This window comes from Thermoanaerobaculia bacterium, from assembly GCA_035260525.1.
In the GTDB taxonomy this organism is placed as follows: domain Bacteria; phylum Acidobacteriota; class Thermoanaerobaculia; order UBA5066; family DATFVB01; genus DATFVB01.
The window spans coordinates 1-12,224 of sequence record DATFVB010000003.1 but is presented as its reverse complement, the minus strand read 5'-3'; the positions used below and the strand labels follow the sequence as shown (position 1 = coordinate 12,224).

Sequence of the window (12,224 nt, the reverse complement as noted above, 5' to 3'; positions counted from 1 at the left end):
CGGCGCGGCGGGGATCGGCGCGCGGTACGCGGGGCGCGCGCTCGAGGTGACCGGCTCCCGCGATGCCGCTCCGGCCGCCGTGCTCCCGACGCGCGCCGATCACCGCATCGTGATGGCCGCCACACTCCTCGCGTTCGCGCGCGGCGGATGGGTCGAAAGCCCGCGCGCGGTCGAAAAGTCATACCCCGGGTTCTTCCGCGACGTCTTCGGGATATGATCCGCTCGCTTTCACAATCGACGTTCGAATGTTTGCGCCGGCCGCTGACACCGCCTTGCCGGACGATCGGATCCTGTTGCCGATCGACGACTCTCTCTCCGCGCGGCGGCGCGCGGTGGGGTTCCTCGCGCTCGAGCATCCGGTCCTCCCGCGGTTCGCGGAGATCGTCAGCGGTCCCGGGGGCCTCGCGGCGGCCTTTCGACGCCGCGAGGGAACGCCTCTGGCGGTCGTCCGGAACTCGCGCGAGACCGCCGCGGCGCTCTTCGTCCAGGCCGTCTCGGCCGCGCTCTTCCTCGGGGCGCGCGGCTTCCCCCTCGAGCGATCTGACTTCGATCACGCTCTCGTCGAGGTGTGGGACGGGTCGCCCCACCTCTGGCTCGCCCGGCCGCCGGCCTCCGTTTCGGCCGAGCCCGCGCCGGCGGAGCCGCCGACCGCCCTTCTCGCGGCCCTCGTGCCGCTCTTCTTCGGGCGCTCGTCGCGGGGCGCGCCGCGCATCGACGCCCCGGCGCGCCGCCTCCTCGACCGGTGGCTCGATCCGGTCGCCGCGCCCGGACGGCCGGACGCCGCCCTCGTCGAAGTCTTTCGCGCCTTTCCTTTCCTGACGGGCGAGCCCTTCGCTTCGGTTCGCCGGCGCTGCGTCGGTTACGAGCCGCGGGGATTCGACGCCTCCGAGCGGCTCCATCGCGCGCGGGTGGACCTCGCCGCGCGGCGCCTCGCCGGGCGCGGCGCTTCGATCTTCCATCCCGGCCGGAGCGCGCTGATTCCGTACGAAGCGCTCCGCGCCTCGCTCGGGCTCGAGGACGCGGATCGCCGGCGCGAGGCCGTCGAGAAGGCCCTCGAGGAGCGCGCCGCCGCCGAGACCGACTGGATCCGCGTCGATCGCGGCGAGTGGGACGAGGCCTCGCTCGCCCTGTTCGACGACTGCGCGGCCCGGCAGGGCATCGCCGTCGCCGAACGCGGCGCCGACGGCGCTCCGGCTCGCCCCGACGAGCTGCGCTCGGCCGTCTGGATCGCGTCGCCCGACCTCGCGTCGTCGGTCGCCGTCTACGAGGCCCTCGGGGCGATCCTCGCGCGCAGGCCCTCGCGCGTCCGGGCGGCGGTCGCGCGGTTCGTCTCCTCTTCCGATTACGGGGCCTTCCTCTCGCGCGGCACGGTGTCCGACGCGATCCGCGAAGCCGACGCGGAATCGGCGGCCCGCGAGCTCGCGGGGATGTCGCGCGACGAGCGCCGCGCCGTCGGCGTGTTCCTCGCGCACCCGGCCGGAGCGACGCGCGCCGAGGTCGACGCCCTCGAGGTGTCCGGCGCGTTCGGCGGCGCCGCGGGTCGCCTCGCCGCCCGCGGGTGGATCGCGGAGGACGCGGCCGACGGGCGGTGGCGCACGGCCGACGCTTCCGCGCGCGCCGACCTCGTATCCGCGTTCGCGCCCGAAGAGCGGCGCGCGTTCGCCGCGCTCTGGCTTTCGTCGGTCGCCGATCCGGTGTGGCGGTGCGTGCTCGCGCTCGACTCGGACCGCCCGGAGGTCTTCGCCGCGGAGTCGGATCGCGTCCTCGGCCACCGGCCGGCCGTGCCCCGACCGCGCGCTCTCGATCCCCTGGTCCAGACCGCCGCCGGGGCGTGGGGCGCCCGCGCGCCGGCGGCGGTCCGGTATTACCACGCGGACCGGCTCGCCGAGCTCGGCCTCGAGAGCGAGGCGAGGGAGCTCTGGGAGAACCTCTCGGGGGAGTCGGGTTGCGGCTGGGCGCGTCACGCGCTCGCGCGGCTGGCCCGTCTCTCCGAGGCGGAAGGGGACGCGAACCTCGCCGGGCAGCGTTGGAGACGCATCGCGGAGGACGCCGCCGCATCCGCGGACGACCTTTCCGCCGCGAGACGGGCCCTCTCCCGCCTCGCCGCGGCCGAAGGGCGATTCGAGGACGCCGAGGGGCTGCTCGATCGCGCCGAAGAGGAGACGGGGCTGTCGGAGGAGGAGCGGCTCGAGATCGTGCTCGCGCGGGCGGCGCTCCACGGGATGCGGGGAGACGGAGAGCGCGAGCTCGCGGCGTACGCGGAGCACCGGAGGAGGATCGCCGCCTCCGGCGAGCGCGTCCAGTTCCGATTCCTTCTCGGAGAGGGGACCGCGCTGTCGAACCGCCGGGACCACCGCGCCGCCGCGGTGCGGTTCGCGGAAGCGCTCGAGGCCGCGCGGGAGCCGGAGGAGCGCGGAGCCGCCCTGATCGACCTCTCGGTCGAGACGTTCCTGCTGGGGGACGCCGCGGAAGCGGAGCGCCGCCTCCGGGAGGCCGCCGCCTGCCTTCGCTCGGCGGGGAACGCGGCTCTCGGGCGCACCGCGACCGGGAACCTCGTGAACCTCCTGATCGAGATGGGCCGGGACGGCGAGGCCGAGCCGCTGATCGAGCGGATGCGAACCGAGGCCGCGCGGACCGGGGACGTCAAGGGGGCGATGCTCGCGCTCGCGTTCCGGTCGCGGGTGGACCTCCGCCGCGGCCGGTTCGCGCCGTCAACCGCGGCGCGCCGCGAGGCGTTCGCCCTCTGCGCGCGGCTGCGCGAGGCGATCGAGAGCCAGGAGCTCGAGATCGACGAGTCCGACGCTCGACTTTTCGCCGGGGACTTCGATGGAGCCCTCGCGTTCGCGCGCCGCGCGGCGGCGCGGAGCGACATGGCGGAGTGCCGCGAACGAGCTCTCGCCCGCGTCGCGGACCTCGAGAGGTGGGCCGCCGGCGCGATGCCGCCGGCCGGGGATTTCGAGGCGGCGTTCCAATCGTTCCCGGCGGCGGCCGCGGAGCGGGTTCTCCGCGCGCGGGCGTTCTTCGGCGCGGCCTTCGAGGCGTCGCACCCGGCGCTCGCGGCGCGCGCGCGAGAGGCGCTTCGCCGCGCCGGCCGCGAGGAGCTGGCCGACGCCATCCTGTCGCCTCCCGCGATCGCGGATCCCGCCCGGCTGCGGAAGCTCCGCGACCGGATCGGCGGGGGCGAGGTTCCGCTGCGCGTCGTCGAAGCCGACGGCGCGGTCGTCTGGAGGAGCCCGGGATTCGAGCGCGCCGCCTGGAGCCGGGCGCTCGCGTGGGGCGAGCCGGCGCTCACGCTCGAAGGAGACGGCCCGGAAGCGGACCTGACGGCGTTCCTCTTCGAGACGATGCGGAGCCGCGCCGACCTCGCCGTTTCGGAGACGATTCCGGAAGACGGGATCGCGCTCCTCCGGGCGAGCGGCATCGTGACGGCCGACCGCTCGATGGAAGCGGTGGGCGCGCGGCTGGCGCGGATCGCGCCGCAGAACGTGACGGTGTTCATCAGCGGAGAATCGGGCACCGGAAAGGAGCGTGTCGCGCGCGCCGTCCATCGGCTCTCCTCCCGGTCGGCGAAGCCATTCGTGGCGATCAACGTGGCCGCCTTTCCGGAATCGCTTCTCGAGGACGAGCTCTTCGGCCATGCGCGCGGCGCGTTCACCGGAGCGGACCGGGACCGCGTGGGCCTCTTCGAGGCGGCCCAGCAGGGGACGCTTTTCCTCGACGAGATCGGCGACCTCTCCCCGGCGCTCCAGGCCAAGCTGCTCCGGGTGCTCCAGGAGCGCGAGATCAAGCGGGTCGGGGAGAACCGCTACCGGCCGGTCGACGTCCGCCTCGTCTCGGCGACCGCCAGGCCCATCGAGAAGGCGGTCGAGGCGGGCGTCTTCCGCGAGGACCTCTACTACCGGATCAAGGTCGCGACGATCGACCTCCCTCCGCTCCGGCAGCGGGGCGGCGACGTCGCGCTGCTCGCCCGCCACTTCGTCGATCGCTACGCGGCCGAGTACGGGAAGGGGAATCTCCGCCTGGCACCCGCCGCCGTCGCGGCGCTGCGCGCGTGTCCGTGGCCGGGCAACGTGCGGCAGCTCGAGAACGCGATCATGGAAGCGGCCGCGCTCGCCGATCCGGGCTCGACGCTCGACCGCGCCGCGTTCCCTCAGCTCAAGGCGCCGGCCGAGGAGCCGACGGGGAGCTACCGGGAGCGGGTGGACGCGTTCCGACGGAGGACGGTCGAGCAGGCGCTCGCGAAGTGCTCGGGCAACCGCACGCATGCGGCGAGGGAGCTGGGGATGACGCGCCAGGCGTTGCTGTACTTGATAAGGGAGTTAGGTGTCCGCGGTTGAGAGGGGCGCGGCGATGCATCGAGCCGGGCGGGCGCGTGCGTCGCGACCCGCGGCCTAAACGTACGCCCCGGTACGCCGCGGCCGCGGGCTCGGGCGCCCGCATCCCGCCGGGCTCGCGCCTCGCCGCGCTCGAAGCGGAGTCGCTCTCGACGGCGATTTACGAACGGGAGGGCTTGCTACTCAGCCGGGTGCGTCATCGGAATTACTACAATATTCGGCGCATTGGTGAGTCCATTCTCGACAAAAACCCGCCGCGCTATCTGGTTGACGCTGGCGGTATTCGTCGAATACGTCACGTTCTCGAACGTACCGATCTGTCATTATTGGGCCTCCGACAGACGCACGAGGATCCTAACGATCGACCTGTATTGGCTTCGCCGCGTCCTTACGATCCCGTTTAAGGTCGTAGCGTGGCCGACGGCTTTCGTCTACAAAGTTATCGGTAGCCTCTTGCCGCCACCGCAGGTTACGGTCCATCGGCCGATCGCGCTGGCCGTCGTTCACGGAATCGAGCGGGTTCTCTGCGAGAACCCGCCTTGGGAGATCGTTCTGTTCGAAATTGTGTGCAACAGCCTACTTTGGTGAATCTTGATTTGGACAAGGGTGGATCTTGATTTGGAGCATTGCGCGACTCGTACGAGCGTCCCGGCGTACCTGAATGTGTTCGGATAACTTTCTGAGAGAGAAGCAAAGCGGCGGTAAACTTTGTATGCGCGGCTATTCCCCCGTCGAGGTCGCTCCGCCCTCTCTCTCCTGATCACCGGATTGCGGCGGGCTTCCACGCGGCGATCTTTCCTTCGAATGCGCTGGCCGCGACGGTGTACGGCGAGGCCAGATACATCTGTCCCGGCCCGGAGCGGCCGGGGAAGTTGCGGTTGATCGCGGAGACGGTCACCTGGTCCTTGCGCGTCGAGACTCCCGGCCCCGCGTTGATGCAGGCGCCGCAGGAAGGGTCGATCGTCTTCGCTCCCGCCTTCTCGAAGAGCGCCAGATACCCTTTCTCCTCGCAGTAGCGCTTGACGTCCTGCGAGCCGAACTGGATCCAGAACGTCACGCCGTCGGCGACTTTCCGTCCCCGGCGCACGGCCTCCGCGCAGACGGCCGCGTACATGTCCATGTCCGAGCGCTTCCCCGCCGTGCACGAGCCGCCGTAGGCGATCTCGATCGCCACGTCGCCGAGATCGGAGAGGGGCTTTCCGTTGCCGGGGTCTCCGGGGAGCGCGACCATGCTGTCGATCCGGGAGGCGTCGAAGACGAGGGTCTCGGACCACCGGGCGTCGGCGTCCGACGCGAGCCCCTCGCAGAGGCGCTCGGCCTCCGCCCTCGGCATCCCGCGGTGCGCGGCGAGGAAGTCGACCGTCTTCGCGTCGGGCGCGACGATGCCGGTGAACGCGCCGACTTCGGCCGCCATGTTCGTCATCGTCGCGCGCTCGTCGACCGAGAGGGCGCGCACCGCTTCGCCCGTGTACTCGAGGATCTTCCCGATCGCCTTTCCCTCCTTGACGTAGGGATGCGCGAGGATCGCGAGCATGAAGTCCTTCGCGGTGATGCCGGCCGGCTTCTCGCCGCGGATCTCGATCCGGACGGACTCCGGCACGGTCACGCGCACGTCGCGGGTCGTCCACGAGTTGAAGACGTCCGTCGTCCCGACGCCGAACGCGACGCACCCGAGCGCCCCGCTATGGGGCGTGTGGGAATCCGATCCGATGATGACCTGTCCCGGCAGCGCGTAGTCCTGGTACATCACCGAGTGGCAGATCCCCTCCGAGCCGCCGCTCGCGACCTCGCCGTGGAGCCGGATTCCCTGCTTCTCCGCGAACTCCGCCTGCCGCGTGGCGAGCTCGTTGGCGGCGTCGAGGAGCCCCGCGGCGACGCGGTCGGGCGGCATGACGTACTTCAGGAACGTGAGGTGGTCGCGGAAGAAGAGGATCGAAGCGGGATCGGAGACCTTCGCGTCGACGCCGAGATTCGTCTCGAAGAAGGAGGCCGCCATCGGCGTCACGTATTCGTGCGAGAAGCGGAAATCGGTGCGGACGAAGCCGGCGTCGCCGGGGCGCACCGACGGCACGCCGAGCCGCCCCGTCGCCGCGTCGGCGACGAAGTGCCGCGCGAGGATCTTCTCGGCGAGCGTCATGGGGCCGGGAGCGCTCGAAGGCGTCGGCGGGACGACTTCTCCCGCCAGACGCGCGACGTTGTAGGGGAACAGCCCGCCGCGCTCGACGATCTCGCGGGTGATCGCGTCCGCGTCTTTCGAGAACTCCGCGAGCGGGATCTCCTCGCCGCGCCGGATCCGGTCGAGCAGGCCGAAGTCCGTCGACGTGAGGACGCCCAGGTTCTGGCAGTTCTGGCGGTAGATCCGCTCGATGTTCTCGGCGATCACGAGACGGATTCCGGCGGAGCGTTCGGCATAGGGCGATTGCTCGCGCGAGGAGCCCTTGCCCCGGCGCTTTCCCGACACGCAGACGGAGAAACCGCCCGCGCGGATGTCCCCCTTGCCGATCGGCTTCTCGCCGCGGCAGGTGAGGCCGACGTACGGGTAGTCGCCGAGCCGTTCGTCGAAGTAGTAGCAGGTCCAGCCGGGCGTGATCTCGTCGGTCGAGATGTCGTCGCGGAGCGCAATCGTGGGGTTCCAGTCGAGATCTTCGCCGGCGAGCTGCCGGCGGATCAGGTCCGGGTCCTCGGTCAGGAAGAGGATGCGTCCGGGAAAACGAACGGTGCGCTCCGGCATTCGAGCCTCCGCTGCGATTCTATCGCTCGACATTCGCGAGTTATATTGGTTGCATGACCCCGGCGGTCCTGTTTCTCCTGGCCGCGGCGAAGGCGCGACCCGCGACGGCGCGGCCGGCGCCGAAGTCCGGCGTCGTCGTCATCGGCGAGAGCGGCCGACGCTTTCGCGGCGCGCCGATTTCCCTCGACCTGAAGGACGCCGATCTCGTCGACGTCTGCCTGTCGTTCTCGAAGATCGCCAGAGCCAACGTGGTCGTCGATCCGGGCGTCCGCGGCTCCGTGACGGTCAGGCTCGAGGACGTCCCGTGGGACCAGGCGCTCGACCTCATCCTGCGGATGAACGGCTACGCCATGACGCGCGAGCCGCGAATCATCCGGATCGGGAGGCCCGAGGCGCTCGCGCCCTGAGACGGTCTCCGCCCGGCGAGCCTATACTGCCTCCCGTGAACCGGCTCGTCGGTGCATTCTGCTCCGTCGCGATCACGCTCGCCGCGGTCGCGGGCGCCGCCTCGTTTCCGCCCGTCTCCTCGACGATCGTGACGATCAAGGGCGACTGGTTCGGCCACACGACGCCCGCCGTTCAGTACGTCGCCTATCGCAATTCCGGCGACACGTTCCGAATTCTCTGTCCGAGTCCGTGTCCCGTGGACCCCGACGTCATCGCCGCCTTCCACTCCGGCGTCGTCCAGGCCGTGAAACAGACGATCGCGTTCTTCGGCATCGACATCCTGCCCGAGCTCGAGCCGATCGATCTCCACATCGCCAACGACACGTGGTGCGGGAGCTATCACGAGGGCCTGACCGGCGACTCGGGCATCTATCCCTCTTCGAGCGGCCTGTCGACCGCGTACGGCTGCTTCTGGTACGCCGACCGCCCCGACTTCTTCGAGCCCTTTACCGCCGAAAACGTGTCTCAGGTTTCCTACCACCTCCTGACCGTCCACGAGTACACCCATCCGATCTTCTTCGTCCGGCATTTCTATTCGTACGAGGACTTCGCCAAGGCGTCTTCCTTCTTCGTGTCGGGAGTGGGCGGCGCGCCGCCGATCACTGATCCTTGCGACGACGCCCTGTACGAGATCGGCCAGGGCCGGCTGCCGTGGGCGCTCTGCCGGGACGCCGGATTCTCGTACGCCGACCTTCCCGCCGCGATGCACCAGCTCGATGCGCTCTACCACTCCGGAAAAGGGGCGATCGATCAGGGCGTCCCGCCGAAGACGTCCGTCTTCCAGTTCCGGACGATTTTGAACGGCGTCCTCGGCTCCGACACCCGCGACGCGTTCCTCGCCGCGCTGACCCCTCCCGCGCAGGTCGGGGACGACGCGCTCCTCCCGGCCGCCGGAGGCGTGGCGTGGTTGCTCGGCGGCGGAGTCGCGATCGAGCTTGCTCCCCATGCCGTCGCGGCCGACCGCGCGCTCCACGTGGGCGCGATCTATTTGCTCCCGACCGGAGCTTCCGTCCCGAACCTGGACTTCGATTCGATCTACAGCTTCACCCCGGCGACCGATTTCGCGAAGACGGCGATTCTCCGGATCAAGTACGACGCGTCGCTCCTTCCGACGGGTGTGCGGGAGGAAACGCTGAAGCTCTACCGGCTGGCGGGCTCCGCCTGGCAGACGGTGCCGGGCGCGCGGGTCGATGCCCTCCATTCCGAGATCGTCGCTCCCGTGACGTCCCTGGGCACGTTCGGATTCTTCGGCGCGACTTCCTCGCCCGTCGGGCGATCCCTTTTCCTCTCGGGCGTCGGGTCGATCAAAGGCGCGGGCGGCGCGGATTTCCGAACCTCGCTCCAGCTCCACAACGGCGGCCTCTCGGGGTCGAGCGGAACGCTGATCTTCCACGCGCCCGGCAATCCGGAGGACGGGAAGACGCTCTCCTATTCCCTCGGATACGGAGCGACGGCGACCTACGACGACCTGCTCGCGGCCTTCGGCGCGGCCGGACTCGGCAGCCTCGAGATCGTCCCTTCGTCCGGGCAGGCGCCGGTCGCGACCGCGCGGGTCTTCGTCGACGGCGGCCCGGACGGAACGTCGGGCTTCTCGGAGGAGGCCGTCAAGGAATCGGCGGCGCTCTCGCCCGGGGACACGGCCGTGCTCCTCGCGCCCTCCGATTTCGCGCTGCAGCGATTTAACGTCGGCGTGCGGCCGCTCGCTGAAGGCGTGACGCTTACGATCGTGACGCGGAATTCGGCCGGGACGGTCGTCTCCACGCGCACGCGGTCGTTTCCGCCGACCGTACTCGACCAGGAGACCGGCACGTCATTCGTGCCCGGCGTCGCGTTTTCGGGTAACGAGAGCCTGACGATTACCGTGATCGCGGGACGCGCGTTCGTCTACGGGGTCGCCGTGGACAACCGCACGAACGACACGAGCTTCCAGGCCGCGCGGGTCCTCGCGTTCTCGCCCGGCGCCGACGGCGTTGTCGAATACGTTCCGTCGGTCGGTTCGCTCGCGGGGGCGCACGGCGCGAACTTCCGAACCGCCCTCCAGATGCACAACGCTTCCCCGTCCGCCGTGGCCGGGGAGCTCGTCTATCACCCGACGGGAAGGCGGGCGTCGAGCGCCGATCCGTCGCTCCCGTATGCCATCGGTGCGGGTCAAACCGTTTCCTTCGCGGACCTCCTCCCGGCCATGGGCCAGACGGGCCTCGGCACCCTCGACGTCGTCTCGAGGACGGGCCCGCCGCCGCTCGTCCTGGCACACGTCTTCAACGACCTCGGCCTGGGAGGGACGGTCGGCCTCGCCGAGGAAGGCGCGTCGGTCTCCGACCTGCTGAGAGCGGGGGATCGTTCCGACCTGTTGATTCCCGATGACCTCTCGAAACGGCGCATCAACATCGGCGTGCGGACGTTCGACGCCGCGGTCCTCGCGGTCACGCTGTCGGACCGCAACGGCTTTCTCCAGGGACGACAGCCGTTGGCGACGAAATCGATTCCCGCGGGCGAATTCGAGCAGCTCCCTCTCGCCGACTTCCTCGACGGCGCCGCGCTCCCTCCGGGAGGATCGGTTCGCATCGAGATGATCGGCGGAGAAGCCCTGATCTTCGGCGCCGTCACGGACAATGTGACGAACGATTCGAGCTATCAGCTGGCCCGACGATTGCCGTATCGGTAGCCCGCTTCGCGACGTCGCACGGCAGGCCCTTCGATCGCTCGCGCGCTAGCGTTTCAGATACTTGAACCGCCGGTGCGGCTTGCCGGCCGCGGGCGAAACGTCTTCGTTCTTGAGCACCGAAATCGATCCGTCCACCTCGAGCACGGCGAGCCGGACGTCGTCGAGCGATCCGACGCCGTGCTCCCGCAGCGCCGCCGTCAGCTCGTCCTGGGCGATGCCCTCGCGTTTCAAGTGCTCCTCGACGACGACTCCGCGGTTGATGAGGACCGACGCGTGTCCCTTGAGAAGTCGGCCGAATCCCATCCACTTCCGCGCCGCGCGTCCGACGGAGAAGTTCAGGGCGATCAAGGCGCCGGCGGCGACGAGGCCCCCGGCGAGCGAGTTGTCGTTGCCGATCATCGCGTTCTGGACGGCGTTGGCGATCAGCAGGATGAGCACGAGGTCGAACGGCGTCATCTGTCCGATTTCGCGCTTGCCCGAGAGCCGCAAGCCGAGGAGGACGGCCGTGTACACGATCGCGCAGCGCGCCAGGATCTCGAGCCAGGGCGTTGCCAGGTGCCACATCACTCGAGCATAGCGCCGGCGCGGACCATCCATCGCGCGCCGGCGCCGGTGAAGTACGTTTTCAGTTCGCCTGCGGAGCCGGCGGTCTGTGGGCTCGCGTCCGGCCGCGTCTCACTGCCATCGAGAGGATTGCTGTCCGAAACCGGGTCGGTGAACGAAGCGCGAGGGACGATCGTCAATTTGAACGCCGCCGAGGCGCGGACGGGACGCGCCCGTCCGGCTCGATGCATCCGCCTTCGCTTCGCTTCGGCGCGACAAGTCGCCGCGCCGGCTATTTGGGTTCGAGGGTGGTTTCGACCGGGGTCCCTTGCAGCCCCGCCAGCGCGCTCCGCGCGATCTTGATCTTCACCTGGTCGGAGATCTGGAGGATCACGGTGTTCGTCGCGTCGTCGATCGCCGCGATCCGGCCGTAGATTCCGCCGTTGGTGATCACCGAGTCGCCCTTCTTCAGCTGCGCGAGCATCGCCTGCGTCTTCTTCTGGCGCTTGCGCATCGGGGCGATCAGGATGAAGTAGAAGATCCCGAAGATCAGGATCATGGGAAGGAACGACACGAGGGCGTTCGGCTGGCCCGCGGGCGCGGCGGCGAGGAGCGTCAGGTTCATCACGCGGCGGATCATCGCGGAACCGGCGGGGGCTGTCAAACGGCCGGCGCAGCCCTGCATCGAGCCGGACGGGCCGCGGGCTTTTTATTTTGATTTTCTCCGCGGATCGGCGCACACTGCGCGCAATGGAACCGGCGGATTCCGCCGTGCACCCGAGACCCACCGGACGCCCCGAGGCCTGGCACCGCCTGGGGGCCGGCGGCTTTCTCCGCGACGTCGTGCTCGGCTCTTCCGACGGGCTGGTCGCGGTGCTCGCGTTCGTGGCCGGCGTCTCCGCGACGCTCGGCGCGCGCCGCACGATCCTGCTCGCGGGCCTGGCCGAGATGTTCGCGGGCGCGACCTCGATGGGGCTCGGCGCGTACCTGGGCTCGAAGTCGGAGCGCGAGTTCTATGCGCGAGAGCTCGCGCGCGAGAAGCGGGAGATCGCCGAGATGCCCCACGAGGAGCGCGAGGAGATCCGCGAGATCTACCGCAAGAAGGGATTCGCCGGAAACGACCTCGAGATGGTCGTCGACCGCATCACCGCGGACAAGGAGCGCTGGCTGAAGGTGATGATGCACGAGGAGCTCGGCTTCGCGAAGTCCGGCGGCCTGTCGCCGATCCGGAGCGGCATCGCGCTCGCCGTCGCGTACATCGTCGGCGCGGCGATCCCGATCTTCCCGTACGCGCTGTTCCGCGAGGGCACCGCTTTTCCCGTGTCGATCGCGGTGACTCTCGGCGCGTTGTTTGCAGTCGGAATGTCGAAGGCGCGGCTCACGCACCGCCCCTGGTGGAAGGCCGGTTTCGAGATGTCGGTCGCCGGCGGCGTGGGAACCCTGGTGTGCTACGCGATTGCGAAGGGAATCGCGAGGCTCTGAATCGGGTTCGGAAGAGGAGGGA

General features: G+C 69.9%; 8 protein-coding genes. 5 read left to right on the top strand and 3 right to left on the bottom strand.

The window, feature by feature from the left end; genetic code table 11:
• Together VKH46_00120 and VKH46_00115 are read left to right on the top strand one after the other, a co-directional pair.
• On the top strand, positions 1-217 hold a 217-nt coding region (locus tag VKH46_00120), incomplete at its 5' end, for a 3-phosphoshikimate 1-carboxyvinyltransferase (GenBank protein ID HKB69221.1).
• Positions 218-293: 76 nt separating this feature from the next.
• The gene (locus VKH46_00115) at positions 294-4,337 is read left to right on the top strand and encodes a sigma 54-interacting transcriptional regulator (protein ID HKB69220.1); all 4,044 of its coding nucleotides are present in this window, start codon (positions 294-296) and stop codon (positions 4,335-4,337) included.
• A gap of 757 nt (positions 4,338-5,094) precedes the next feature.
• Here VKH46_00115 and VKH46_00110 read toward each other — a convergent pair.
• Entirely contained in the window at positions 5,095-7,065 is a 1,971-nt protein-coding gene (locus VKH46_00110) for an aconitase family protein (GenBank protein ID HKB69219.1), read from the bottom strand.
• 53 nt (positions 7,066-7,118) lie between these two features.
• Here VKH46_00110 and VKH46_00105 point away from each other — a divergent pair, with 53 nt between their 5' ends.
• A complete protein-coding gene (locus tag VKH46_00105) occupies positions 7,119-7,472 on the top strand; it encodes a secretin and TonB N-terminal domain-containing protein (protein HKB69218.1) in 354 nt (117 codons plus the stop codon).
• 35 nt (positions 7,473-7,507) lie between these two features.
• Positions 7,508-10,177 (top strand): hypothetical protein, encoded by a 2,670-nt coding sequence (locus VKH46_00100; protein HKB69217.1) that lies wholly within the window; start codon positions 7,508-7,510, stop codon positions 10,175-10,177.
• Between the two features lie 45 nt (positions 10,178-10,222).
• On the opposite strand, the gene VKH46_00095 is transcribed toward VKH46_00100, so the two are convergent.
• Both VKH46_00095 and yajC read right to left on the bottom strand, forming a co-directional pair.
• Entirely contained in the window at positions 10,223-10,741 is a 519-nt protein-coding gene (locus VKH46_00095; protein ID HKB69216.1) for a YetF domain-containing protein, read from the bottom strand.
• 271 nt (positions 10,742-11,012) lie between these two features.
• Entirely contained in the window at positions 11,013-11,360 is a 348-nt protein-coding gene (gene yajC, locus VKH46_00090) for a preprotein translocase subunit YajC (protein HKB69215.1), read from the bottom strand.
• A gap of 131 nt (positions 11,361-11,491) precedes the next feature.
• Between yajC and VKH46_00085 the strand changes: the two genes are divergently transcribed.
• Positions 11,492-12,202 (top strand): VIT1/CCC1 transporter family protein, encoded by a 711-nt coding sequence (locus tag VKH46_00085; protein HKB69214.1) that lies wholly within the window; start codon positions 11,492-11,494, stop codon positions 12,200-12,202.
• Positions 12,203-12,224 lie beyond the last annotated feature (22 nt).

Excerpts from the sequence above, each read along its gene's own strand:
- VKH46_00110 (HKB69219.1), bottom strand. The coding sequence starts at position 7,065 with ATGCCGGAGCGCACCGTTCGTTTTCCCGGACGCATCCTCTTCCTGACC.
- VKH46_00105 (HKB69218.1), top strand. The coding sequence starts at position 7,119 with ATGACCCCGGCGGTCCTGTTTCTCCTGGCCGCGGCGAAGGCGCGACCC.
- VKH46_00095 (HKB69216.1), bottom strand. The coding sequence starts at position 10,741 with ATGTGGCACCTGGCAACGCCCTGGCTCGAGATCCTGGCGCGCTGCGCG.
- yajC (HKB69215.1), bottom strand. The coding sequence starts at position 11,360 with ATGATCCGCCGCGTGATGAACCTGACGCTCCTCGCCGCCGCGCCCGCG.